Below are 24,694 nucleotides of genomic sequence, written 5' to 3'. Positions count from 1 at the left end.
CGGACCGTAAAGTGTCAGCCATGACAGTCTCCTCGGACGCCCCGGACAGATCCGAACCTCCTGAAACGTCGGACACCGGGCTGCAACGCACCATGGCCTCGCGCCACCTGGTCATGATCGCACTCGGCGGCGTGATCGGCTCCGGGCTCTTCGTGTCCTCCGGCTACACCATCTCCCAGGCGGGACCGCTGGGCGCGGTGATCGCCTACGCCATCGGCGCGCTGGTCGCCTGGCTGGTGATGACGTGCCTCGGCGAGCTGGCCGTGGTGTACCCGGTCTCCGGCGGATTCCACGTGTACGCCACCCGGAACCTCGGCCCTGCCTGGGGTTTCACCACCGCCTGGCTGTACTGGCTGTGCTGGGCCGTGGCCCTGGGCAGCGAGTTCACCGCCATCGGCATCCTGATGCAGCGCTGGTTCCCGGACATCCCGGTGTGGGTGTGGTGTGCGGTGTTCGCCGCCGTACTTTTCGCCCTCAACGCGGTGTCCTCGAAGGTCTTCGGCGAATCCGAGTTCTGGTTGTCGCTGATCAAGGTCATCGCCGTGGTGGCGCTGATCGTGGTCGGCGCGGCCTCGATCATCGGCATCAACCCGCTGTCGGACGGGGCGATCGGGCTCGGCAACTTCAACACCCCCGACGGGCTGCTGCCCACCGGCATCGGCGGCATCCTGATCACCACCCTGGCGGTGTTCTACGCATTCTCCGGCACCGAGCTCATCGGTGTCGCCGCCGGTGAGACCAAGGACCCGGAGAAGACGATCCCGAAGGCCATCCGCACCGCGGTGTTCCGCCTGACCGTGTTCTTCATCGGCGCGATCGCCGTGATCGCCGCGATCATCCCCTATTCCACGGCCGGGCTGGACGAGAGCCCGTTCGTGACCGTCTTCGACGTGGTGGGTCTGCCGCACATGGCCGACGTGATGAACTTCGTGATCATCACCGCGCTGCTGTCCGCCGGCAACTCAGGACTGTTCTCCTGCACCCGCATGCTGCACTCGCTGGCCTCCGAGGGGCAGGCACCGGCGGCGTTGGCGCGCACCACGCGGCGCGGGATCCCGATGCTCGCGCTGTGCGTGTCCATGCTCGGCGGGCTGGCCTCGCTGCTGTCCAGCGTGGTGGCACCCGGTTCGTTGTTCCTTGGGTTGGTCTCCGTGGCCGGCTTCGCGGTGGTGGCGGTGTGGATCGCCATCGCCGCCTCCCAGATCGCCTTCCGCCGCCGCTACACCGCCTCAGGAGGGCTGGTCGAGGACCTCGCCTACCACTCCCCGCTGTTCCCCTGGGTGCCGGGCGCCGCGCTGGTGTTGCTCATCGCCTCGCTGATCGGGGTGGGCTTCGACCCGTCGCAGCGTGCGTCGCTGTACTTCGGTGTGCCCTTCACACTGGCCTGCCTGGCGTACTACCGCTGGCGGCACGGGGCCGGGGTGTTCCGGGTGTGAGGGTGCGGGTGGGGTGACTGACAGGATTTGAACCTTCCTCCCCCGCCTCCCCCACGTTCCGCCCTGCCGTGTCGCTTATGGGCCACGCCACAGGATAGGGTGTGCGAGTTCCGCCTGCCGTCCCCCACACCTACGGGGGACGGCAGGCTTCTGCCATAGGACCGACCCGGGAGATCACCCGGTAAAACATCCCGGTCCCGACCCCCTCCAGGAGGCCATGTGGAGTACACCCCTTTCACCATGCTGACCGACGTCGGTTGGATATCCCTGCTGATTGTCATCGGCAGCATGCTGCGTCGACGCGTGCCGGTGTTCCGGTCACTGCTGCTGCCCAGCCCCATCATCGCCGGCCTGCTGGGGCTGATCCTCGGCCCTCAGGTCCTGGGCCTGATCGGCTTATCAGATGCGATGGGCGACTACACCACCCTGCTCATCGCCGTGGTGTTCGCGGCGATGCCGTACTCCATGCAGTTCGACCGTTCGGTGCGCACCGGTGCGAGGACGATGTGGTCATTCTCCACAGGCATGTTTCTGGCCCAGTGGGGTGTGTTCATCCTGCTCGGCGTGCTGCTCTTCCAGCCCGTATGGGGCACGGAGGACTGGTTCGGCATGATGCTGCCCGTCGGCTTCGTCGGCGGCTTCGGCACAGCGGCCGCCGTCGGCTCCTCCTTGGAGGCCGCCGGTGCTGCCGGCGCCAGTTCGCTGGGCTTCACCTCGGCGACGGTGGGCACGCTGGCCGCCATCGTCGGCGGCATTATCTTCGCGTCCTGGGGTATCCGCAAGGGCAAGACCACGGAACTCCCCGCGAAGCTGCCGTGGGACCTGCGCTCCGGCTACATCGACAAGGTCAGTGAGCGTCCCTCCATCGGCCGGGCGACCACGAACCCGTCGTCGGTAGAGCCACTGGCGCTGCACGTCGGCATCCTGGCACTCACCGTGATGGTCGCCTACCTGGTCAATCAGGGGATCACGAGCGTGTTCCCGGACGTGTCGATCCCGCTGTTCGCGATGTCCTTCGTCATCGGGATCATCGGCAAGCTGCTGTTGCGGGCGTTCCGCACGCCGGACTACCTGGACCGCGACACGGTGTCGTCGATCTCCGGGGCGTCCACCGACTACCTGATTGCCTTCGGCATCGCCTCGATCGTGCCGGCGGCCATCGCGGACTACTGGATCCCGCTGGTGGTGCTGTTCGTGCTGGGCGTGATCTTCTGCATCTTCTTCTGCTGCATCATGGCGCCGACGTTCTTCGGTGAGAACTGGGTGGAGCGTGGCCTCTTCGGCTGGGGTTGGGCGACCGCGGCGGTGGCGACCGGTATCGCCCTGCTGAAGATCGTGGACCCGAAGCTTAAATCCGGCACGATGTCCGAATACGGCGTGGCCTACGTGGGCTTCGCCCCCTTCGAGATCGGTATGACGATCATCGCGCCCATCGCGGTGATCGCCGGCTGGACGCTGGGCCTGGGTGCCGCGACGCTTGTGCTCGCGGTGGCGATCCTCGCCGCCCCGTGGGTGTTCCGGTGGTTGCCACACCACCGGGAGGACGCACCGGTCGGGTAGACCGGGCACCGGCGGGACCGGGCGCGCCGTGTGCGCGGTGATCGATTCGGTAATCATTTCGAAGGCAGTACTATGAGTCTGGTGAAAAAGCTTTCAGACACCGTGTACTTCGATCCGGCGACCTCCGACGGAGACTTCACCGCCGAAGTCTGGTCCCCAAAGGGACTCTTCGCCCGCGTCCACGGCAATCTCGGCGCCCCGGAGCCGCGCGTCAGCGGCGACGAGAAACTGACCTGCAATGCTGCGATCGTCCAGAGCCTGTGGAGTGCGGCGACCGAGCATGCACAGAGTCTGGCCGCCGACGCCGTGGCGTCAGCGATGGAGGACGCCGCGGAGGAATCCGATGCAGAAACGACGGTGGATAACCTCCCCGACGAGCTGACCGACTCCGATGAGGAAACATCCCGCACGGCCAGCGAGATTGCCGATGACCACCGCGCGGCCGCCGAGGAACTCGCCAAACAGTCGCAGACCATCGCCGGATATGCCGAGTCGCTCGGCGAGGAGTCGACCACCGGATGGTGCTCGAACTGTGTCGAGCACGGCACCCACCACCAGATCGACAACGCCGGCGGCGTCCGCAGCAGCTACCTGTGCCACAACTGCGGAACCCCTACCGTGCACTGCACTGCACCGGGCTGCGCGAACCTCGCGGTAAAGCCCACAGGACTAAAGTCACTAGTCCCCTACTGCGCCGAACACCGGCACGACATCCCTTCTTTCGAGCGCGCCGGCGAGCAGATCGATGATCTAGAGCAGTGGAAGACCGCCGTCGAATTCGCGAAGCCCAACCTGGCCCGCGCCACCAACCGCGCAACGATGGGAGTTGGTGCGGTCGGGCTCTTCGCCGGAGGAGCCTGGCTCGCGGCCCCTGCAATCGGCGGGTTCGTCGGGGCTCAGTTCCTCGGATTCACCGGTGCGGTGGCCACGAATGCAGGACTAGCAACGCTCGGCGGAGGTGCCGTGGCCGCCGGCGGATTGGGAATGGCCGGCGGCACCTATGTCGTCGCCGCCACAGGGGGATTGCTCGGCGGCGTCTACGGCGACCGAATTCTGGGCAGCTACATCGGCGATGACTCCTCTTTCAATATCGAGAAAATCCGGGACGGCGACGGTGTCCCGGTGGTCATCGCCCGAGGGTTCATGAACGAGACCAACGGTGACTGGCACACTGCCGTTCGCGCCGCGACCAGGAGGTACCCAGATTCCCCTGTGTACCTGCTGAACTGGGGCAGCAAGGAGCTGAAGAACCTTGCGGGTATCGCCGGCGCGATGGGCCTCGGCCACGTCGGCAAGAAGGGATTGCTCGCCGTCGTCGGAAGGGCAAGTAAGAAGGCCGCGGCGAAGATCGCCCCGGTCGCCCCCGTCCTTGCCGGCGGCGCCCTACTCAGCAATCCCTGGCACACCGCGGTCAACCGCGCGAACCAGACCGGGGCGGCATTGGCGGCGCTGCTCACCAAGTCGAAGCAGGAGGAGTTCGTCCTGATGGGCCACAGCCTCGGCGGACGCGTCATGGTCACCGCCGCGGCCGCCATGGCTGGCTTTGGGTCCACCCCAAAGATCCGCGACGTCCACCTGATGGGCGCAGCCATCGGCACGAAACGTTCGTGGCGGCCGGTCAGTGAGGCGGTTTCTGGGACCGTCCACAACTGCCACTCGGTGAACGACCCCATCCTGCACTATCTCTACCGGAGCGCACAGCTCGGGCAGGTCGCCGCAGGCCACTCGGGTATCGGCTCGGACTACCCGAACATCGTCGACCACGATGTCTCCTCGCAGGTGAAGAGCCATTCCGCCTACTATGACGAGGTCCCCCTGAGAAGCTAAGGCCCATACCTTCGACAACCAGACACGGCTCTATCGTCCACACGTTCGAGAGCAGATCCTCCCGCGTTTTCCATGTCCACAGTGCCCTGTAGGGTATTTTTCATGAAGAATGAACTGGACCTGGACGCCGTGGTGGAGCAGCGCCGCCAGGCATTCTCCGCGACACCGCCCGCGCCCCGCATCGGCATCCCGATGGCCGCAGATTCCGATGACGACGTCGAACGGCGCGCACTCGTCACCCAGACCCTCGAGTCCACGACCGACGACCTCAAGAAGATCGGCGAGGCCCTCCGCGTCACCCACTCCCACACCTACACCTGGGAAAAGGCGCTGGGATTCTCTGTGTTGAGCATCGCCGGCGCAATCCTGGCCGTACTGCTGGGAATCTGGCTATTCAACTTGGGCGTCAACATGGACATCGGAAGCTAAGGGGCTGGGAATCATGAGCAGCAAAAACCAGTCCGACAATAGCGGATGCGGCCTGATCATCCTGTTCGCCGTGGCGATCTTCATCCTGGCATGGGCCATCAAGATCGGCCTGGTAGTCCTCGGCGTTGCACTGATCATCGGTGGCGTCGTCGGTGCCCTCGGCGCACTCATCCTGTTCTGGCACGGAGTCTACGAGCGCCCCCGTACACAGGCATCTCTCGATAAATTCGACGAGACCCTCACGAGCCTGTCGCTGGAGTCCTCCCGCCGACTGTCCTCCTCGATCACCGCGTGGGACGACCTGCAGCGCAACCGTGGCGTGGGCACCCTGCTAGAGAAGGCCTACTTCGCCGAGTCCGTGAACCCCGCAACCCGGGAACTCTTCGACGACATCAACTTCCATGTCGAGTACGGCGAGGAACTACTCAGCCCCGCCAATGCCCCGCTCGACTGGGACCAACGAATCGACCACCTCAAGGAACTGGACACCACCGCCCTGCACCTGGAGTCGTTGCGGCGCAGGGTCACGCGGTGAACTGAGCGGCAACTCATCGGCGATTTATCCCATTCACCGCATATATACCCCTGGGCGCATATAGCATCAGCTCAACACTGACCTCAGAGAAGAGCCAGCATGCCCCCGCGCACCGCCACCCCACTCGCCACAGCACTCGCCACCGTGCTCGCCACCATCCTCGCCACCACGGTTGCAACCGCCCCGACAGCCGCCACCTCCCCCACCACTGCCCCAGCGATCGCCTGCCCCGAACGATCAACCGGCGAGCTCACCGGCACCGCCGCCGAGCTGCAGGACCACTGGCTGCGCATCGTCGCCGACACCGCCGGCATCGACCTCGACACCTGGGAGCCCCGGGACGGCGTGGCCGCGAACACCAGCAACCTGGAACGCAGCTACGAGCGCTACGTCCGCTTCCAACGCGAACACCGTGAACTGCAGTGGGCCGGGATGGGAGGGCTCTCCGGGGCCGACTTCGGCGGCGGATTACTCGACATGGACCTCGCCGCCACCGTCTACCGCATCAACGGTGTCCAGCCCGTCGCCCGGCAGATTGTCGCGTCCGTCCGCGACGCTGCCGGCCCGGACGCCGTCGCCCAGCTCCCGTCCGGACTCAGGTCCCTCGCCACCGCCCCGGAGCTCACCCCGGGCGACCTGGACCACCTCATCGGCGAGATCCTGGTTATGCAGAAGGCCATCTTCTGCGACCTCATGCCGATGCACCAGGCCTACACCGACGGCGGCCTCCCCGCCCTGCAAGAGATGGCCGACGCCGGGGTGTTCCCGAACCAGGTCCTGGATGCCTGGCGGGACATCGCCTCCGGTGACACGACACGCATCGCCGCCGGTAACGCGGTGCTGCTGCGTCGGGAGCAGGACACCGTGATCGGCGAACGCTGGAACCAGGTGCGCACCTACCGTAACGGCCTCGGCGAAGCCGTGACCTACGCCAGCACCATGGTCGGATCGCCGTCGGTCGGCGGCGTGGAACCGATGCGTTCCTGGAGCCCGATCCAGTTCACCCAGCCCCTGCCCGGTGGACGCACCGCCGAGGTCACCGTCCCCCTGCCCGACTGGGACTGGTCCGTACTGCCCTCACGCTGGGACTACATCACCGACCAGCTCCTCCCCGGCTACACCGACCAAGTTACCAACCGGTGGGACGAGCTCACCGTGCAGCTCGATACCCCCATGGCCGTGCAGATGCAGCAGCACCGTCCCCTGTTCAGCCTCGACACCATCGCAATGAACGCCGCCCAGACCTTCACCGTGGAGATCCGATGACCCGACGTAACCGATCCGTCCTACCCGTTTTGCCCGCACTCACCGCCGTCACCGCCATTCTGACCGCGACCGCGCTAGCGGTCCCGGCCGTCGCGGACCCGGTGGACACCCCGAACCGCACACCGGGGATCGACGAGGTCTTCGGCGACCACGTGATCTCCACCTTCGCCGACGGGCGCATCGCCACGTCGTCCGAAATTATGGACCCGCTGCGTCCTATCAGCGACGACTTCTACGACGAACCCGAACTCACCGGCGACGAAGCCGCCGGCACCCTGCTGAAAACGCAACCGGTCCAGGTCCAGTTCGCCGCATTCCGTCCGGGCAACCTGCGCGCGTGGCGCACGATGTACGTCACCCGTGAGATGGACGGCAGCCCGTCGATCAGCACGGGCATCCTGATGATCCCCGACGACGGCCGGGACGACGCCTCCCGAACCGTCGTGGGCTACCAGGAGGCCAACGACTCGGTCGGCGCGCGCTGCCACCCCTCCACACAGTGGACCGGCAGCAACCCGCTGGACGGTGCGTCCTGGTCGGCATTGGGCCCGCTGGCGCAGATGTTCGAGCGCGGATGGGCGGTGATGATCAGCGACGTCGGCAACGACGCCCAGACAGAACCGCACGGCGTCTTCGCCGGGAAGTACGCCGGCAACGCCATGCTCGACGGCGTCCGCTCGGCGCTGTCCGTGCAGGACGCTGGCCTGCGGCAGGACGCCCCGGTGGGGCTTTTCGGCATCGCCGGTGGCGGGGTGGGCGCGGCGTTCGCCGCGGAGAAGCAGGCGGAGTACGCCCCGGAGCTCAACGTGCAGGCCACCGTGCTGGAAGGCATGGTCATCAACCAACAGAACTTCATCCGCACCGCCGACAACTCGGTCGGTGCCGGCTTCGCCTTCGCCACCCTCGTCGGGCTGGAGGCGAAGTACCCGGAGATGGACCTGGACTCGCACCTGACCCCGTTGGGCAAAATCATCGCCGACGAGTACCGCACCGCATGCCAGACCCCGACGTACTTCACGATGCCGTTCGTCCCCCTGTCCGCGCTCTTCACGGACGGTGTCGCTCCGGCAGACAATCCGGCGTTCCGTCACGTCTACGACGACAACCTCCTCGGAGCCGGGTCGGCGCCATCCTCCGCGGTACTGATCGCCTCGTGCGCCGCCGACGACTCCCCCATGTCCCTGGTCCCTGCCGCCGACGCCAGGGCGCTGGCCGACACCTACCGCGACGGCGGGACCGCAGTCAGCTACCAACCCACGGACTGCTCCATGGAGAAGCTGGTCACCGACCCCTACGGCTGGGGGACGGACCTCTTCGGCATGCAGACCATCGACTGGCTCGAGGCCAACGTGGAGGGTTAGGCCGTTGCCAGCGGCACCCTCTTGAGGTAAAGCTAAGCGAAATACCCCAGAGAGGACGCACCTTGCCGAATATCACGATCACCCACGCGGACACCGGACTCATGCACACCCGCGTCGCCCGCTCGGAGCTGATCACCCCACACATGATGCGGGTGACTTTCGCCGGCGGCGACCTTGAGAAACTCGACTACCAGGGCTTCGACCAGTGGTTCCGCCTCGCCCTGGCCGTGCGCTCGGACGACCGGCTGGACAACCTTCCGGCGAAATTCGGCGTCGGTGGCCTGCTCAAGTTCCTCACCCTGCCCAAGGGCACCCGCCCGGTGATCCGCAACTACACCATCCGCGAGTTTCGCCCCGAGACCGCCGAGATGGACGTGGACTTCGTCATCCACGGGGATTCCGGCGTGGCTGGCCCGTGGGCGGCCTCCGTTGAACCGGGCGCGGAAGTCGCCATCATCGACCAGGGATGTGGCTGGGCACCGGTGGACGCCGAACAGTCCGTGATCGTCGCCGACGAGAGCGGACTGCCCGCCGCCCTCGGCGTGCTGCGCGACATGCCACGCGACGCCGTCGGCCACGCCATCATCGAGATCTTCGATGAGCGCGACAGGCAGGACGTCGACGCCCCGTCCGGTATGACGGTGCACTGGCTCACCCGCGACGCGACGTCCGACCCCGGCACCCTCGCACTACCGACACTGCGCGCACTGGAAGTTCCCGCCAATATCTACGGCTTCACCGTCGGCGAGTCCGCCCTGATCAAGGCCGTGCGCCGCCACCTCGTCAGCGACCGCGGCGTGTCGAAATCGAACGTGACCTTCTGCGGCTACTGGCGCATCGGGAAGGCCGCGCCGAGCTAACGGGCTGGCCTGGCTACCGCCGGCACAACACCTCGCGGGCCAGCGCGGACGCCGCCTCGCTGTACACCTTCGGCGACCAGTCCCGTCCTTCCAGCGGGCCGATGTAGTCCAGCAGCGGCATCATCGGATGTTTCGAGCGCGCAGCATACGAGGGCAGCCCGGTGATCAGGTTGCCGTCCCGCGTCTCCCAACCCCAGAGTGTGAGCAGATCTGCGATCATCTCCTGCTCCGCCATCGGTGTCCGCGTCGTGGCGACGGAGAGCAGGGCGAGCGGGGTGACTTCCTCGTCGAAGGACGTGGCATCGTCACTGACAACCTGCTGCGGAAAGCGCGACACCAGCTGGTCCCACAGCACCTGCGGGTCCACTAGCGCCTTCCTCCCCTTCGAGGTGAGTTTCAGGTGACCGCGACTCTTACGCAGCAGACCGGCCGCAGTCAGCGCGGTGCGCAGTTTCAGGATCTGCGCCATCTTCGACTCCGTACGGCCCCTGGCGATCCGATTGTTGGCCGCGGGCAGATCCACGATTGCCTCCGTGACGATCGCCGGCGGTAGGTAGCCGGAGCCGGTCAGTTTCACCCCGTCGCCGCCGCCGTCGATGAGATCCAGCAGCCGCATGATGCCGCTGAGCGCGGCTGCTTTGTCCTCGGTGGAAAGTTCAGGACGCGGTTGCGACAGCGCCTCCAGCCTCACCCCGAGCCAGCCGGCGAAGAACGTATCGCTCAGCTCCCCGCGGAGCTGCTCGAAAAACGGGAATCCGCCAAACAGGGAGGATGCCCACTCTGGATCCGACTCTGCCCGAACGGCCCAGTCCACGCCGGCAACGCGATCCCGGATCTTCTCTTCGCCGACGTCCTCCAGGTTGAGGAGCACGCCCGCCAGCTCCTCGGCGGTGCGGCGGCTGCCACAGTCCTCCGGCGGGGCGGCGCGCTCGCCGGCGACGAAAGCGACCGCCGGGGCGTCCTGCGCCTGTGCCTGTGTCTGGGCCCCGACGCTGGTGAGGGTGATCGTGAGGTCCCAGTTGTCGCCGTAGTCGTAGAGGTAGTGCAGGACGTCGCCGGGGCGCTGCACGGTTTCGTCGATCCGGACGTCGCGCGCCGGCGTCCCGGCGATGCACGGTTCCGGTTCGTTGACGTCGAACGGGCAGAGGAAGAGCTCGGCGGTAGGGTCGAAGTCGTCGCCGCCGAGAGAGAACCGGTGCAGGTGGTAGTCCTGCCACAGGAACGCCGCCTGGATGACATCGTGCAGGCGGGACAAGCGAACGTCCGAGCGGACCTCGATCTCCCGCCAGATCGACGGGTCCGAGTTATTGATCTGCACGGTGAGGCGGAAGGTATGCGCTTCGGGCAGCGGGTCGCGGCGCAGGTGGCGGCGCTCGGGGATCCCCTCGTCGAAGAAGTCGAACCGGGGCTGCGGTGGCTGCGGGTTCTGCGGCGTCTGCGGGTTCATGCCGCCAGGGTAATTCAGGGCGGGGCGGCGCGTAAGCCGGTAGAGATGGCCCGTCTACTCCGGCAGCTCCACCGTCTACTCCGGCGTCAACGACCTGGACACGCACGGCATCATGTAGGCGTTCTCCGCGCGTTCTTCATCGCTCAAGACGCTGTCCCGGTGTTCCGGAACTCCGCGGAGTACACCGAGTTCACACGACCCACAGGTCCCCTCACGGCAGGACGACGGGACATCGTAGCCTGCGCGCTGCAGTTCGTTTCGACACGAAAACCCACTACACACAACACCAACAAAGCCGCACTACAAGCAAAAAACAGTCATGTGTTCCACGTCATACTGAATGGGATCTGGTCCCACAGAGCGGAGAATGGCATATGACGGACACTACAACCCTAAAAAAGGGAAGACTGAGCACCACAGCCCTCGTCTTCATGATCATCGCAGCATCAGCACCACTCACCGTACTGGCCGGGGGCGCGCCCACCACGTTCGCCGTCTCAGGGCTACTCGGGCTCCCCGTCGGTTACCTCGTCCTCGGCGCGGCACTAATCATCTTCGCCGTGGGGTACTGCGCAATGAGCTCACGCGTTCACAACGCAGGCGCTTTCTACGCCTACATCTCCGAAGGGCTCGGGCCACGACACGGTATCGCCGCAGCGATACTGGCACTCGTCGTCTACAACATGCTTCAAGTCGGCCTCTACGGGTTGTTCGGGTTCTCGTTGTCCGCGGCCCTCGCGACATGGACGGGAATTAGCGTTCCCTGGTGGGTAGCCGGCGCGGTCGGTTGGCTCATTGTCGCGATGATGGGTGTAAGTAACGTCGATCTCTCTGCGAAGGTACTCGGGATACTCGTATCCCTGGAGTTCCTCGTCGTTCTCGTCGTAATGGGATACTCACTCATAAATGCGCCAGAGGGCGTCGGAACAGATGCACTACAACCCGACCAGTTTCTGGCTCCAGGAGTCGGCGTACTCCTTGCTTTCTCAATCGCAGCCTTCATGGGTTTTGAATCCGGTGCGATCTACTCCGAAGAAGCCAGAGACCCCAGCAGAACTGTACCGCGGGCAACCTATATCGCCGTGAGCATCATCGCGTTGTTCTACGCAGCCTCGACGTGGGCGCTGACCATGGGCGTCGGCCCCTCCGGGATCGTGGATCAATCACGCGAATACGGTCCAGACCTCGTGTTCGTGTGGCTCGGAGACTTCTCACCACTGCTCTCCGACGTCGTGCACCTCCTTTTTGTCACCAGCATTCTCGCGGCACTCGTCGCATTCCACAACGCCGCTGCACGTTACTTCTTCGCACTCGGCCGCTCGGGAGCACTTCCCCGCGCCCTCAGCACCCCCGGGAAGAACGGGGCTCCCGTCGCCGGTTCCCTCACGCAGTCAGCGATCGGAGTCATCGTCGTCGCGGTGTTCGCACTCGCCGGTCGGGGGTCTGAACTCGGCGAACTCTTCCCCGTGATCACCTTGTTCACCTGGTTCTCAACTGCCGCGGCATTCGGCCTTGTATTCCTGCTCGCCGTGACATCGCTGGCCGTCGCGAACTGGTTCCGACACAACCATCACGGATTTAGCGTATTCACCCGAGTAATCGCACCAGTCATCTCGGCGATAGCGATGTTCATCGTGGCGGTCCTGATCCTCGTGAACTTCGACATCATGATCGGAGAAGAATCGCCACGGTCGATGGTGTTCATCATGCCGGGAATCATCATCGGCGCGGGGGTCCTCGGAAGCCTCTGGTCACTTCGTTTCCCGAAGCAGCCTGTCGACACGGACCCTCTCCCCCACCAGACGCATCCCGACGTCACATCCGAAGAGAGACCAACCGTCTCCTTCTGACCGTAGAAAATCTACATCCCAGACTACACACCCCGTTCCATACTCAACATCATCTCGTCAGGAGATCAAAATGACCAAGAAAGTAGTTGTCGTCGGAGCCGGATTCGCCGGACTCGTCGCCGCACGCGAACTGCAGCTCGCCGGACTCGATGTGGACGTCGTCGAGGCCCGCGACCGTATTGGAGGCAGGGCCTGGACCGATGAGCGCATGGGGGCGAGGCTCGAACTCGGTGCTACGTGGGTGCACTGGCATCAGCCTCACATCTGGTCGGAAATCACCCGGTATGGACAAGGGATCTACGCCAGTCCCCATGTCGACCGGGCCTACTGGGTGACCGGCGGGAAAGTCCATTCAGGCACTGAGGAAGAAATAGACCGGAAGCGACTCCGCGCAATGGACCGGATCTACGAAGGTTCCCGGGAATTTTTTCCGAACCCCTATGATCAGCTTTCCGCCCTGGATGACCCCAAGCTACGTGAAAAGTTCCTAGCAGCCGACCAGAGGAGTGTCTTCGACGAACTTGCTGGCGAAGATTTCTCCCAGGAAGAAATCGATCTGACCGACGCATACTGGTCAGGTGGTTTCATCGGCGAACCACGTGAGGGGTCATCACTGATGGCCAAGCAATGGGCCGCCCTCTGCGACCACAACATGGCCGCCGTCGATGCCCAAACACTGGGGTACAAACTGAACAACGGAATGCGAGGCCTCTACGAATCCATCGCGGGAGACCTCAAGAATCCCGTCCGACTCTCATCACCTGTATCGAAGGTGTCACATTCGCCAACCCAAGCGACGGTCACACTGGATGGAGGCGAAGAAATCACTTGTGACGCCGTCATTGTCACCGTTCCGGTAGGCGCACTGAGTACGGTCACCTTCGACCCTCCGCTGCCCGACAAAATGAGGAAGGTTGTCGACCAGAAATGGAACTCGACGGGAGCGAAGATCTGGATAAAGGTCAAAGGCCGTCACAATTTTATGGGGATGGCCCCTCAACCGGCCCCGATAAACATGCTCCGGTCAGAGGTACTTTCCGATGACTCGACGATCATCGTCGGCTTCGGGGCGTACCATGACAAGCTCGACCTCAACGACCTCGCCTCGGCGCAGAACGTTATTGACCAGTGGCTCCCCGACCTCGAAGTGACGGACTGCACCGGGCATGACTGGGTCTCCGACCAGTGGAGCGGCCAGGCGTGGGCGACACCCCGTAAAGGTCAGTTCACCGACAGCTGGCACCACTTCCGCAGTACCGAGACGCGGCTGAGGTTCGCAGGTTCCGACTGGGCGAACGGGTGGCGCGGTGTGTGCGTCGACGGAGCGCTTGAAATGGGGGTTACCACCGCACGGGGAGTAATCCGGGATCTGTCCTGACTACCCGTATCGGCCCCTCAGTCTCCGCCTACCGACACAAGCGGGTTCGGTAGGCCCGAGGAGATTCCCCGTACTCGGACCGGAATGCCTTGGACACGTGCGATGCGTCAAACAGGCCGTGCCGTGCGCTGATCGACTGGACTGTGTCTCCCCGTAGTAGTGGGTCCGCCAGATCGGAACGTATCGCACTGAGACGCTGAGAGCGGATGTAGGACGCGACGGTGAGCTGCTGATCCGCGAAGTGCGCATGCAGGCTCCGCACGGACACGTAAAGCTCACGCGCCACCACTAACGGAGACAATTCTGGATCTGCCAGATGGACATCTATGTACCTCACTGCCCGTTGAAAGGTCTTCGTCGGCGCGGTGAACCCGTCGCCACGCCCCGCCCGCTGAGCATGGTCGGCCAACACCGTCACGAGAATGTCCAATGATGATCTGATAAATGCTTGGCCGTGCTTACCACTTAGCTCATCGAGATTGTGTGCCAGCTGACGAAAGAGAGGCACGGCAAATTTTCCGAGGCCCTCATCAGCCGAGATCGGAGTCGCAGTAACCCCGTTGATTTCATCGTCGCGTAGGTGAATGTACGACCGAGGGAAGAAGACTACGAGGCTTCGTTGCCTTTCCGGGAAATCCAGTGTGTACGGCCTCTCACCGGTATACAGCGCAAGATCACCCGGGCGGAGTTCACAGTCCCTCCCGTCCTGGGTAAGGAGACACGTCCCCACCAACTGGAGACTGAGTTTGCACATGGGACTAGTCCGCCCCTCGCCGCCCGCCGAGGAAACCGGCCCCACCGATGGCGCGTCCGGGTGGCCGACCGTATGCGCATCGGTCAGCATGTCGAAAATCTCCACTTCGCCCAGGTGCACGTGGCGGGCCTCTGCCGTGAATCCCGGAGACGGGCTGCTTACCCGAATACCGCTGAAGTTTTGGGTTATCAATTCTTTCCACTGCACGAAGTCGTGCGTTCTGGTTGTTTCTACGCCGGTCGTCACGTCTTCCTCCTACCGCGGGGCGTCTACGTCCGGGTCGTCATCCCGGACTACTTTCAGGATAAAACGACTACAGCACGCTACAGCACAAAAGTCCTGCACAATAAAGCAATTCCTTACGGTCACATGCAGGAAGAATTGTCCTCACCATGCGGTTCAGTCGGAACGCAGACAGTCGACCAACACCGTCGGACGGTGCGAAGAGGAGATATTGAGCATGTACATAGACCTATTGCAGGCGATCGGGGCAGACTCGACCACAGGCCGGCCGATTCCGGATCCCGCCACGGATGAAGTTCTCGGATACGCACCGGATCAGTCAGCGCATGATCTCGACGACGCCGTTGCCGCGGCATCAGCGGCTCAACCCGAGTGGGAGAAGCTCGGCCATCAGGAACGGTCACGGATCCTCAAGGCTGCAGCGACAGCGATCGACGAGAACGCGGAAGACCTGGCGCAGCTTCTCAGCCGCGAATCGGGGAAGCCACTCAACGGGCCGAACTCCCGCATGGAAGTTGCGATGTGCAGCGACTGGTTGCGAGCGACAGCCGGATTCGATACCCCGGGCGACACGCTCGTCGACGACGGCGAATCATATGCAACGATGTCCTACGAGCCGATCGGGGTCGTGGGTGCAATCGGGCCGTGGAACTGGCCATTGATGATCACCGTCTGGCAGTTCGCGGCAGCCCTGCGCATGGGAAACACCACGGTAGTTAAGCCCTCTGAATACACTCCACTCAGCGTCCTGTCTCTGGTACACGTCATTAATTCGGTGTTGCCACGCGGTGTGCTGCAGGCAGTCTCCGGTGGCCGCGACGTTGGGGCTCGTCTGAGCGAGCACCCCGAGATCGGCAAGATCATGTTCACCGGCTCCATCGCTACGGGGCGCGCCATTGCCGCGGCGAGTTCAGGCACCCTCAAGAGGCTCACGCTGGAGCTCGGAGGCAATGACCCAGCGATCATCCTCGACGACTGTGACCCCCGCGCCATCGCTGAGGATCTCTTCTGGGGAGCGTTCATTAATACCGGGCAGACGTGCGCCGCCGTCAAACGCGTCTATGCTGCCGAGGGCATCTACGACGAACTCTGCGCATCACTGGCGGAGATCGCGGGCGCGGTCCCGATGGGGCCGGGGTCCGACGAGAACAATGTACTCGGCCCGCTCCAGAATCCGGCCCAGTACCGAATCGTCGCTGATCTTGTAGAGGCGGCCCGCACTAGTGGTGCACGTATCCTCACGGGTGGAGATCCGTCGGACGGTCCCGGAAACTTCTACCCGGCAACGATCGTGGCCGACATCTCCCCGGACAACCCGCTCGTCACGGAAGAACAGTTCGGGCCGGCGCTCCCAGTCGTCCGCGTCAAAGACGTCGATGAGGCTGTTGAACTCGCCAACTCGCTGGACGTGGGCCTGGGAGCCTCCGTGTGGTCATCAGACCGCGAGCGCGCGATGGACGTCGCCCGCCGCATCCGGGCAGGCACTGTTTGGATCAACAGTCACGCGAAGCCCGACCCTAGGATTCCCTTTGGAGGCATCAAGCAATCCGGCTATGGTCTGGAATTCGGTGCCGAGGGGCTGAAAGCGGTGGCAGTGCCCAAGGTGTACAACGGCTGAGCACACCAACCTTTTCTCCGTCACAGGCGGACCTCGGCACGCAGGTTGTCGGAGTTCATCTCCGACAGCCTGACGCACGCCCCTCCGAGCTGCTCGGCGAGCGCATACGCCAGTTCCTTCCGCACCTTCATCCTTCCCTCGCAGTCGATGACCAAATTTCCCGACAACCCTGCGCGGACAATGCGGCGACTTGCCGTCACCAATCCCCCGCTTCCTGCGTCGGAGGTATCCTCCCCGTCGGTCAGGACCACAAGAAGCGCACGACGCCCGGGTTCGCGCCGGTGCTCCCGTTCCAGGAGGTCCAGTGCCATCAGCAGCCCCTCCGCAAGCGGGGTGCGGCCTCCTACAGGTATGTCATCCAACCGGCGTCGAGCCGTATCCACCGATCCGGTCGGAGGAAGTACCAGAGTAGGACTTCCTGCATTCACGGCAATGACAGCGACCTTGTCCCTGCGCTGGTAAGCATCGGTCAGCATCGAGGTAACTGCGCCGGTGACAGCGCGGACACGTGAACGAGCAGACATCGACCCTGAGGTGTCCACGACGAACACAATAAGATTCGACTCACGCCCGCGACGCAGAGAGCACTTCAGATCATCTGGGCGAAGATCAACGAGGCCGTCAGTTAGTCCGGCACCCCGATCAGCCGCCGCCATGAGAGTACCGACCAGGTTCACACCATGTCCGGCCTTCACCGGGCGGATGTCGGCTCCGTGGAGGGTGTGCGCCAGTGACCGACGCCCAGCAGGAGCATCTTCATGGCCCGTGCGGTCCAGGCGAAACACGCGCGGATCAAAAGGGTTCGCCGGAACCGGCGGTACCTACCTTCCCCGTTGAATCCGCCCGTGCCTGGGAATGCCCCTGCATCGCCTGTTCATCTGACGCGGTCTCACTGTCCACCAGAACCTCAGCTCCGGTTTCCTCGTCCGTGGCTTCGCTCGCCGGACCGCCATCGTCATTGTCCTCGAAGAAGCGCCGGGCCTCCTCCAGAGTCTCGCGAATCTCCCTCTCTTCCATCTCTGGTGCCTCAAAGGGCTGGCGCCGCCGCCGATGGGGTAGGGCGAGCCTGGCGGCGACATCGACGTCGCCGCCAGTGACTCTCTGCCGACCCTCCCATGCTGCGTGGGCAATGGCAGCACGGGTGATCACGAGATCGGCACGCATTCCATCAACGTCGACCTGGGAGCACAACCAGGCAATAGTTTTCAATACCGCTTCTGGCAGTTCAACCTGGCCAATGACATGCCGCGCCCGGTCAATCCTCTCCGCGATCCGACGGTCTTCCACCTGCCACTGTGCCGCCATCGCATGCGGATCGTCCTCGAATGCGAGGCGACGGCGGATGATCTCCACCCGCGTCTCGGGGCGAGTGGAGGCGGCAACATCGACAGCAAGACCAAACCGGTCCAGCAGCTGGGGGCGTAACTCTCCTTCTTCCGGGTTCATCGTTCCGACAAGGACAAAACTCGCTGACGAACTGTGGGAGATCCCGTCCCGTTCGACTGTCACCCTGCCCGATGCAGCTGCGTCAAGCAGCGCATCGACGAGATGGTCGGCAAGGAGATTCACTTCGTCGACGTAGAGGACTCCGCCGTCTGCCTGAGAGAGGAGCCCAGGACGATACTCAGCCCGACCTGTGGTGAGAACCGTCTCCATGTCGAGGGAACCGACGACACGGTCTTCCGTGGCACCGACGGGAAGGTTCACCAGGGGGGCGTCTCCCAGCAGCGATGCGAAAGCGCGGACCGTAGTAGTTTTGGCAGTCCCCTTTTCCCCTCTAACGACCACACCCCCGATACGTGGTGAGATCGCAGTGAGGACCAGAGAGAGGCGGAGAGCGTCCTGCCCGACGACCGCAGAAAACGGAAACAGCGGTTGCTGCGCGCCGGCGGTCATTCCGCGTCCCCAGTGTTTGTGAGGGGCATGATGTCTGAAGGATGGTGCGCCAACGCAGTCACGGTACAGGTCATGTACCGGAACAACGGAAGATTCCACAGGATTTCATGTAGCTCATCAGCGTCAGACACATCGAAAACCGAGTAGTTCGAGTACTCCCCGGCGATCCTCCAGATGCTGCGCCATATCCCTCGGCGCTGCAGGTCCTGGGAGTACTCCTTCTCCCGGGAAATCGTCTCTGCTGCGACGTCCGGATCAAGGTCGTTCGGGATCGACACGTCCATACGGACGAGAAACAGGGCCATAGTCGGCCTCCTAGTCATCTAGTTGTACTTCTCATTCACGGGTGAATCGGTCGACGGTCGACCAGTCGGGTTCCAGACCGAGACCAGGGCCGTCCGGAAGACTGACCTGCCCATCGGCGTAGACCAGGTCCGAGGTCGTATAGGATTCTCGCAGCAGCATCGGGCCGAAGAGTTCAGTTCCCCAGGTCACCGCCGGCACGGCACAGGCGAAATGCAGCGATGCTGCCGTGCCGAACGGCCCCTCCAGGCTGGTGGCACCGTGACACGCCAGACCTGCCGCCTCTGCTACTGCGGCAGTCTTCAAGGACTCACGCAATCCGCCTAGCTTCGTCGTCTTCACCGCGATGACGTCCGCCGCCTCTGCTCTAATGACAGCCAACGCATCAGCAGGACTGCACACCGATTCGTCCGCCATGACAGGCACGCCGGTACGACGGGTGATCTCCCGGAGCGTCGCCAAATCATGGGCGGGGGTCGGCTGCTCAAAGAGATCGAACCCTACCTCCGCCAAGCGCGGCAGGTGAGTCAGCGCCGTGATTCGGTCCCATCGGGCGTTCACATCGATGCGTAGCGACACCTTGTGGCCGACCTCGCCGGCGAGTGCGACGAGACGGTCAACGTCGCGGCGGGGATCACCAGCACCCATCTTCAACTTGAAGCTTCGGTGGCCGTGGGAGACGATGCGTTCCTCGATCTCAGCGACCGCTTCATCCACCGGCAGCACTCCGAGTGCCCAGGTGACATCGACTGAATCACGACACCGCCCGCCCAGAAGATCGTGCACCGGGATACCCAACGACCGCGCCCACGCATCGTGCATGGCGACGTCGCAGGCAGCCTTCGCGAACCGTGCGTTGGCCACAACCTTTTCCATATCGGCAAGGATGCCGACGAGTTCATCGACCCGCCGTCCGACCATGACCGGTGCAAGGTAACGGTCCACCAATGGCTTCATCGTCTCAACACATTCGCCGCCCCACCAGGGTCCACCGGGCACGACACCTTCGCCGAAGCCGGTAACTCCATCCGCAGTGGTAACAGTCACCAAAAGGATGGCCTGTTCGGTGGCCGTGGTGGTGGCGAATCCGTGCGGCCGGATCAACGGCACATCAAGGATCCGTGTGTCTACCCGCTCGATGGTCAGTCCGGCCGACGACACTATCTCAGTCCTCCTTGTCGAGGGCGAAGCTGTAGTCGACGACATTCATGTCACCCTCGGTCGCCGGATCCAGCAAGAGCTCCGGCTTCACGGCCGTGGCGACATCATTCTCGATCCATTTACCACCCTTGAAATACAGTTGGGTGGTGATCTCCCGGTAACCGGGCTGAGTGACCCGCAGATGCAGATGCGCGGGACGCCACGGGTGACCTCCGTAAGACTCGACGAACCACCCGGTCGGCCCATCGTGGGGAATCATGTAGGGGGCAGGCTGGAGCGTCGTGATCTCGTACTTCCCGTCTTCGTCAGCGACGATCGTGCCCCGGAGGTTCCACTCGGGGATATCAGGCGCGAATTGCGAGTAGTAGCCGTCCTCATCGGCGTGCCACAACTCCAAGTGGGCTCCTGCCAAGCCCTTTCCATCGACGTCGGTGACCTGGCCCCGGAAAATCAACGGGGTCGCAGCCTTGTCTTTGTCTCGCATCGGCATTTCGCAGTGAGACGGAAGCTCCGGAGCGTCCGGTACATAGTAAGGACCCTCAATGGACCCTTTGGTCCCGGTGTACGCGTGCCGGTTGTAGTTGATCTCCTCGATATCATGCTCGACGAAGACATCGAGCCACAGCGGCCACTCGCCGTACTCACCGACGTCGATCATCCACTGTTTGACGACCCGGTACTCATCGTAGGTGACCTCGTGCTTACGAGCGACGTCACCGATCGCAGCAAGGAGGTCCTTGTAGATGGCATTTGCGCGCTCTCGGGAGGTGTCCGCGCTCAACCTGTTCTTCTTGAACTTGTCCGTCGCGGCATTTCCGGATCCGTGCGCGGTGGGGTTGTCAGTACCCGTAGTCATGATCTCTCCTCGTGGTGCGGTGGTTGTGAATCGAACAATGTCTACTGTGGTCCAGGACACAGCGTTCGTCAATGAAAGTAACCCCGTATAGCCAGACTCGCCTACCGTCCTGAAACCATGGAACGTGACGGCATATCAGCAGGTCACGACACTGATATCCTCGTCGTGTTCCCAAAATAAGTACACCACACATCGCTTCGGACTACACGGATCTCTCATGTTGATAAAGGTTTATCCACCCCCGTAACGGATACCCTGCCAGGGGAATCACTCCTTGATCTCTTCTGGCGCGAGAACAATATCGAACCGCGAACGGCTCCATTCGCTGCCCGCAAGTTGCCGTCCGTCAGGCGTCGGCTCCTCTGCCGATTGCTTGCAGAAAGGCCTGATGAGAGAGTTCTTCACCCCGAATACCGAGTCTCCGATCTCGAGTTGAGGGTCACCCTCAACAAAAATATGCGTCACCAAAGTGCGGAGACCCGGTGCCGTCACCATGAAATGCAGGTGTGCGGCGCGTACCGGAGACCGCCCGACTGCGCTGAGCATCTTCCCCACCGGACCGTCGTGCGGGATCGGATACGGAACAGGCGTAAGCCCCCAGAACCTGAAACTTCCGTCCTCGTCGCTGTAGAGGCAGGCCCGTCCCGTCATTCGACCGTCGCTGTACTGCACGTCATACAGTCCGTCTTCATCACATTCCCATACCTCGATCCTGGCCCCTGCTACCGGATGTCCATCAGTGTCAGTGACCGTCCCCTCGATCCACGCCGGCTCACCGACAGCACCGGCAGCGATATCCCCACCAAGCGGAATTTCGGGGGCATCTTCAACGAAGAATGGTCCGAAGACTGTGGCTTCTGTCGCGTTCCGGTAAGCCTCGTTGTTGACTGCAATCGTCTGCATCGACACGCCGAGAGTGTCGGAAAGCAGAATGAACTCCTGCCGTGTGTCGTCCGTAATGTGGCCGACGGCGGTAAGGAAATCGATAGCGTACTTCCACTCTGTCTCAGTCAATCTAACTTCGCGGACAAGCGCATGGAGATGGCTGACTACCCCCTCCATGATCTCGCGCAACCTTGGGTCGGTACAACCAGAAAACGACTCAAGCACCCGGCAGAGCAGATCTTCTTCAACCGCAGTCTGACGGTCATCTGTGGTGCTCCCAGACCGGTGTTGATTTTTACTCATGGTGTCTCATCCTCAATAGTCAGGTGCCGGGGGTCGCGGCCGTCCATGGCGGCGTGGAGCAGTGTGGTCAGTGCGTTCTCAGTGACAGGCCGTGGGTTTCCTACCGGCACAAGTCCTCGGATGATGTCGACGGCGGTCGGCACGTCGGCGGCGCAGAATCCGTAGTCGGACAGCTTTTTGGGAGCCCCGATTCGTTCCCTCAATTGAGCCAGGCCAGCCGACGCGTTCGCTGCCCCCAAGGCGTGCGCGATCCTCGCCTCCGCATCAGCGGCGAACGGGGCATTAAAGGCCAGCACATACGGCAGCACGACAGCATGAGTCTGCGCGTGGGGAAGATTGAACGTCCCCCCGAGTACATGGCAAATCTTGTGGTGCAGACCTGAGCCAGCGGAGGCGAAGGCAACTGCGGACAAGTACGCGCCGTATAGCACACGGTCCCTACCCGCCACGGACTCCGAGTCCTCGACGATCATCGGCAGTCCTTCACCGAGGACACGGATGCCCTCAGTAGCCAACGCCGCATTGATTGGGTCCGCCCGGGGTGCCCAGAGAGAATCCACGCAGTGAGCCAACCCGTTAAGTCCGGAGGCGACCGACATCTCCACGGGAAGCGATACGGTGAGGTGTGCGTCATAGATCACCGTCACCGGGAGAACTGAGTCAGACACACCAGTCGTCTTGCGTTTCCCCTCGGTCAGACCCCACACGTTCGTCGCCTCAGATCCTGCATAGGTCGTCGGAACCGCGATGATGGGCTGGCCACCTGTTAGTGCCACAGCCTTCGCTAACCCCGTCGTGGAGCCACCGCCGACGCACACGATCAGATCGACATCCGCAGCACGGGCCGCATCGCGCGCAACCTCTGCGGTCTCTACCGGGACATGCATCACGACGCTGGTGTGCCACACAGCGACGCCGATGTTGCCGACGACTTCGCGCGCCAGTTGTAGCTCCCTTTCCGAGACGATCACCATGATTCGTCGGGCTTTCAGGCGACTGACCTCTTCAGCGAGGTTGGACCGGGCCCGTCCGCGACCGAACAACACCCGTTGGCCCAGCGTCACATGCTCAAAGGCGAGCGTGGTCTCATCGTTATATGGCATTCAAGCCTCCTTCGGAAGGTGCAGGTGACAACCACTGTGGACCTTTACTTTCACAGCCACAACAGATGGACGACTCACCTTTAGCCGCTACGAGGAATCCCCTACCCCTGAACAGCCCCCTCACTCAACGGGAAACTGATGCGAACCGCAGTCCCGTTCGGTTCATTGGGTTCATAGGTGATCGTCCCACCGTGTCGTTGGACGATATGCTCACAGATCACCAGCCCGATACCCGAGCCGTCACTCTTCGACGAGAACGCACCGGCCGCAAGCATGTTCGCGGGTTCCTGGGACATACCTCTCCCACGGTCGCGCACGACCACCGATGCCGTCTCTGCCGTCAGTTCCGTGGAGACGACCATGTATTTCTCGTCCGTCGTAGGCAAGCACACCTCGTCAATGGCGTTGACACAGATGTTGATGATGACCTGCCCGATCAACACGCTCTCACCGAAAATCTTCGGTGGCGTGCTACACGCATCGGCAATGACCTCGATTCCCTTGTCTTCAGCACGCAACCGGACGAAATAGAGGCTCTCCTCAACCACTTCATTGAGGTCGACTACGGTGCTGACGTTCTCGATACGACGAACGTATTTCTTCACTGAAGTCACGATGTCAGCGACACGCTCTAACTGCGACCGAGCCTGGGTCAGGCCGTAGTCGAGGGACTCTGTGGGAACGCTGTGCTGCCCCAGTCTCCGCCGTACCCCATCGAGATAGTTGGTCGCTGCCGCGATGGGTTGTCCTAAGTCGTGGGCGAGAATCATCGCCATGTCCCCCATAGCGTTGTACCTGCTCATATACTGCAGGTTCTTTTCTTGGTACGCGTTGCGGTGCTCCCACTCGACCTTGCTGGAAATATCTCTCACGGTCAGCACTCGGATACAGCTGCCGTCGAGAACCACGTTGTCCAGAATCCCCGCAAGCCAGCGCACCTCGCCGGTGTCGCTCGAGACTTTCATCCTGACCGTCACGGCCCCGCCCGGCTTGCTCATCTCTGCCATGACGAGCATGCCATCCAGCGGCGTGTCGATGTCCGCGAGTTCGTCAAGTCGTTGTCCCAGTAGGTCTTCCACCGAGGACCCGACCAACTTCGCCGCGAAAGGCGATACATCCTCGACACGATAGTCCCTGTCCAAGAGCATCATCCCTGAGGAGGTGTGGAGCATAAGACGGTCCAGGGAATCCTCTACCCACTTGCTGGAGTCCGGAACCACCTCAGCCTCACGAATCACCCGGAACTCCACGAGAATGACGTCCAACGGTTCGTTCCCGGTGCCTATACCACCGGGAATGCTGACCAAAGTGGCGACGGCATCCGTCATGAACTCACCACCGTCGCGGTTCGCGTACTTCCACAGCCGCTTGTTGCTCCCGTAGACCACCGCCGCCTGCAGCCACGCCGTCCCCATCGCACGTCTGTAGCGCGGGTCCCGCGAGCTCATGTGGTGGGCCTTCAGCGAGCGCAACTCCTCCACCGAGTAGCCGAACTCCGCGCATGCTGTCCGATTCGCCCAGAGAATACTCTTCGACTTCGCGTCGTGAACCAGCCATCCGTTGGATGAACTGTCCGCCAGAAGCCGGAAGGTCTCTGCCTCAAATTCCATGGTGCCCACTATA

General features: G+C 63.0%; 21 protein-coding genes and 1 pseudogene. 11 read left to right on the top strand and 11 right to left on the bottom strand.

Going from position 1 to position 24,694, the window contains the following annotated elements; genetic code table 11:
* Window positions 1-20 precede the first annotated feature (20 nt).
* The 8 genes from ACT3SZ_RS07980 (at window position 21) to ACT3SZ_RS07945 (ending at window position 9,274) form a co-directional block, all read left to right on the top strand.
* Window positions 21-1,436, top strand: a complete 1,416-nt coding sequence (locus tag ACT3SZ_RS07980) for an amino acid permease (protein ID WP_444618005.1) — start codon at window positions 21-23, stop codon at window positions 1,434-1,436.
* A 219-nt stretch (window positions 1,437-1,655) separates the two neighbouring features.
* A complete protein-coding gene (locus ACT3SZ_RS07975; protein WP_444618004.1) occupies window positions 1,656-2,996 on the top strand; it encodes a sodium/glutamate symporter in 1,341 nt (446 codons plus the stop codon).
* Between the two features lie 81 nt (window positions 2,997-3,077).
* Window positions 3,078-4,823: a DUF726 domain-containing protein gene (locus tag ACT3SZ_RS07970; RefSeq protein ID WP_444618003.1), complete on the top strand. Its 1,746-nt coding sequence runs from the start codon at window positions 3,078-3,080 to the stop codon at window positions 4,821-4,823.
* A 102-nt stretch (window positions 4,824-4,925) separates the two neighbouring features.
* Entirely contained in the window at window positions 4,926-5,252 is a 327-nt protein-coding gene (locus ACT3SZ_RS07965; protein WP_444618002.1) for a hypothetical protein, read from the top strand.
* 13 nt (window positions 5,253-5,265) lie between these two features.
* On the top strand, window positions 5,266-5,787 hold the full coding sequence (locus tag ACT3SZ_RS07960) for a hypothetical protein (RefSeq protein ID WP_444618001.1): 522 nt from the start codon (window positions 5,266-5,268) through the stop codon (window positions 5,785-5,787).
* Window positions 5,788-5,886: 99 nt separating this feature from the next.
* Entirely contained in the window at window positions 5,887-7,053 is a 1,167-nt protein-coding gene (locus ACT3SZ_RS07955; RefSeq protein ID WP_444618000.1) for a hypothetical protein, read from the top strand.
* The gene (locus ACT3SZ_RS07950) at window positions 7,050-8,414 is read left to right on the top strand and encodes a lipase family protein (RefSeq protein ID WP_444617999.1); all 1,365 of its coding nucleotides are present in this window, start codon (window positions 7,050-7,052) and stop codon (window positions 8,412-8,414) included. The genes ACT3SZ_RS07955 and ACT3SZ_RS07950 overlap by 4 nt, the downstream gene beginning before the upstream one ends.
* A gap of 62 nt (window positions 8,415-8,476) precedes the next feature.
* On the top strand, window positions 8,477-9,274 hold the full coding sequence (locus tag ACT3SZ_RS07945; protein ID WP_444617998.1) for a siderophore-interacting protein: 798 nt from the start codon (window positions 8,477-8,479) through the stop codon (window positions 9,272-9,274).
* 13 nt (window positions 9,275-9,287) lie between these two features.
* Here ACT3SZ_RS07945 and ACT3SZ_RS07940 read toward each other — a convergent pair whose 3' ends face one another.
* The gene (locus ACT3SZ_RS07940) at window positions 9,288-10,721 is read right to left on the bottom strand and encodes a plasmid pRiA4b ORF-3 family protein (RefSeq protein ID WP_444617997.1); all 1,434 of its coding nucleotides are present in this window, start codon (window positions 10,719-10,721) and stop codon (window positions 9,288-9,290) included.
* 75 nt (window positions 10,722-10,796) lie between these two features.
* Window positions 10,797-10,964: pseudogene (locus ACT3SZ_RS07935) on the bottom strand (2Fe-2S iron-sulfur cluster-binding protein); the annotation flags it as partial.
* 131 nt (window positions 10,965-11,095) lie between these two features.
* On the opposite strand from ACT3SZ_RS07935, the gene ACT3SZ_RS07930 reads away from it, so the two are divergent.
* Window positions 11,096-12,571 (top strand): APC family permease, encoded by a 1,476-nt coding sequence (locus ACT3SZ_RS07930; RefSeq protein ID WP_444617996.1) that lies wholly within the window; start codon window positions 11,096-11,098, stop codon window positions 12,569-12,571.
* 70 nt (window positions 12,572-12,641) lie between these two features.
* Window positions 12,642-13,949: a flavin monoamine oxidase family protein gene (locus ACT3SZ_RS07925; RefSeq protein WP_444617995.1), complete on the top strand. Its 1,308-nt coding sequence runs from the start codon at window positions 12,642-12,644 to the stop codon at window positions 13,947-13,949.
* A 28-nt stretch (window positions 13,950-13,977) separates the two neighbouring features.
* Here the strand turns inward: ACT3SZ_RS07925 and ACT3SZ_RS07920 are convergent, their stop codons facing one another.
* On the bottom strand, window positions 13,978-14,949 hold the full coding sequence (locus ACT3SZ_RS07920; RefSeq protein WP_444617994.1) for an AraC-like ligand-binding domain-containing protein: 972 nt from the start codon (window positions 14,947-14,949) through the stop codon (window positions 13,978-13,980).
* 214 nt (window positions 14,950-15,163) lie between these two features.
* Between ACT3SZ_RS07920 and ACT3SZ_RS07915 the strand changes: the two genes are divergently transcribed.
* On the top strand, window positions 15,164-16,564 hold the full coding sequence (locus ACT3SZ_RS07915; RefSeq protein ID WP_444617993.1) for an aldehyde dehydrogenase family protein: 1,401 nt from the start codon (window positions 15,164-15,166) through the stop codon (window positions 16,562-16,564).
* A 20-nt stretch (window positions 16,565-16,584) separates the two neighbouring features.
* On the opposite strand, the gene ACT3SZ_RS07910 is transcribed toward ACT3SZ_RS07915, so the two are convergent.
* From ACT3SZ_RS07910 to ACT3SZ_RS07875, 8 genes are all read right to left on the bottom strand, one after another.
* Window positions 16,585-17,349, bottom strand: a complete 765-nt coding sequence (locus ACT3SZ_RS07910; RefSeq protein ID WP_444617992.1) for a vWA domain-containing protein — start codon at window positions 17,347-17,349, stop codon at window positions 16,585-16,587.
* Between the two features lie 7 nt (window positions 17,350-17,356).
* Complete coding sequence (locus tag ACT3SZ_RS07905) at window positions 17,357-18,460, bottom strand: ATP-binding protein (protein WP_444617991.1); 1,104 nt, start codon at window positions 18,458-18,460, stop codon at window positions 17,357-17,359.
* Complete coding sequence (catC, locus tag ACT3SZ_RS07900; RefSeq protein WP_444617990.1) at window positions 18,457-18,765, bottom strand: muconolactone Delta-isomerase; 309 nt, start codon at window positions 18,763-18,765, stop codon at window positions 18,457-18,459. The genes ACT3SZ_RS07905 and catC overlap by 4 nt, the downstream gene beginning before the upstream one ends.
* 31 nt (window positions 18,766-18,796) lie before the next feature.
* Window positions 18,797-19,969 carry a muconate/chloromuconate family cycloisomerase gene (locus ACT3SZ_RS07895; RefSeq protein ID WP_444617989.1) on the bottom strand — a complete coding sequence of 391 codons (1,173 nt, stop codon included), beginning with the start codon at window positions 19,967-19,969 and terminating at the stop codon, window positions 18,797-18,799.
* Window positions 19,929-20,780 (bottom strand): catechol 1,2-dioxygenase, encoded by an 852-nt coding sequence (gene catA / locus ACT3SZ_RS07890; protein WP_444617988.1) that lies wholly within the window; start codon window positions 20,778-20,780, stop codon window positions 19,929-19,931. The genes ACT3SZ_RS07895 and catA overlap by 41 nt, the downstream gene beginning before the upstream one ends.
* Before the next feature lie 267 nt (window positions 20,781-21,047).
* Window positions 21,048-21,968 carry a dioxygenase family protein gene (locus ACT3SZ_RS07885; RefSeq protein WP_444617987.1) on the bottom strand — a complete coding sequence of 307 codons (921 nt, stop codon included), beginning with the start codon at window positions 21,966-21,968 and terminating at the stop codon, window positions 21,048-21,050.
* Window positions 21,965-23,071 carry a maleylacetate reductase gene (locus ACT3SZ_RS07880; protein WP_444617986.1) on the bottom strand — a complete coding sequence of 369 codons (1,107 nt, stop codon included), beginning with the start codon at window positions 23,069-23,071 and terminating at the stop codon, window positions 21,965-21,967. Before ACT3SZ_RS07880 ends, ACT3SZ_RS07885 begins: the two co-directional genes overlap by 4 nt.
* Before the next feature lie 101 nt (window positions 23,072-23,172).
* Complete coding sequence (locus tag ACT3SZ_RS07875) at window positions 23,173-24,681, bottom strand: ATP-binding protein (protein ID WP_444617985.1); 1,509 nt, start codon at window positions 24,679-24,681, stop codon at window positions 23,173-23,175.
* Window positions 24,682-24,694 lie beyond the last annotated feature (13 nt).

The sequence above is a fragment of the Corynebacterium sp. AOP40-9SA-29 genome (assembly GCF_052377405.1).
Lineage (GTDB): Bacteria > Actinomycetota > Actinomycetes > Mycobacteriales > Mycobacteriaceae > Corynebacterium.
Note: the sequence above shows the minus strand (reverse complement) of the source record. Positions and strands in the feature narration are given on the sequence as shown.

Coding starts and splice junctions, on each gene's coding strand:
- ACT3SZ_RS07955 (WP_444618000.1), top strand. CDS start 5,887: ATGCCCCCGCGCACCGCCACCCCACTCGCCACAGCACTCGCCACCGTG.
- ACT3SZ_RS07875 (WP_444617985.1), bottom strand. CDS start 24,681: ATGGAATTTGAGGCAGAGACCTTCCGGCTTCTGGCGGACAGTTCATCC.
- ACT3SZ_RS07895 (WP_444617989.1), bottom strand. CDS start 19,969: ATGTCGTCGACTACAGCTTCGCCCTCGACAAGGAGGACTGAGATAGTG.
- ACT3SZ_RS07905 (WP_444617991.1), bottom strand. CDS start 18,460: ATGACCGCCGGCGCGCAGCAACCGCTGTTTCCGTTTTCTGCGGTCGTC.
- catA (WP_444617988.1), bottom strand. CDS start 20,780: ATGACTACGGGTACTGACAACCCCACCGCGCACGGATCCGGAAATGCC.
- ACT3SZ_RS07930 (WP_444617996.1), top strand. CDS start 11,096: ATGACGGACACTACAACCCTAAAAAAGGGAAGACTGAGCACCACAGCC.
- ACT3SZ_RS07925 (WP_444617995.1), top strand. CDS start 12,642: ATGACCAAGAAAGTAGTTGTCGTCGGAGCCGGATTCGCCGGACTCGTC.
- ACT3SZ_RS07885 (WP_444617987.1), bottom strand. CDS start 21,968: ATGAGTAAAAATCAACACCGGTCTGGGAGCACCACAGATGACCGTCAG.
- catC (WP_444617990.1), bottom strand. CDS start 18,765: ATGGCCCTGTTTCTCGTCCGTATGGACGTGTCGATCCCGAACGACCTT.
- ACT3SZ_RS07950 (WP_444617999.1), top strand. CDS start 7,050: ATGACCCGACGTAACCGATCCGTCCTACCCGTTTTGCCCGCACTCACC.
- ACT3SZ_RS07980 (WP_444618005.1), top strand. CDS start 21: ATGACAGTCTCCTCGGACGCCCCGGACAGATCCGAACCTCCTGAAACG.
- ACT3SZ_RS07880 (WP_444617986.1), bottom strand. CDS start 23,071: ATGCCATATAACGATGAGACCACGCTCGCCTTTGAGCATGTGACGCTG.
- ACT3SZ_RS07940 (WP_444617997.1), bottom strand. CDS start 10,721: ATGAACCCGCAGACGCCGCAGAACCCGCAGCCACCGCAGCCCCGGTTC.
- ACT3SZ_RS07960 (WP_444618001.1), top strand. CDS start 5,266: ATGAGCAGCAAAAACCAGTCCGACAATAGCGGATGCGGCCTGATCATC.
- ACT3SZ_RS07915 (WP_444617993.1), top strand. CDS start 15,164: ATGTACATAGACCTATTGCAGGCGATCGGGGCAGACTCGACCACAGGC.
- ACT3SZ_RS07965 (WP_444618002.1), top strand. CDS start 4,926: ATGAAGAATGAACTGGACCTGGACGCCGTGGTGGAGCAGCGCCGCCAG.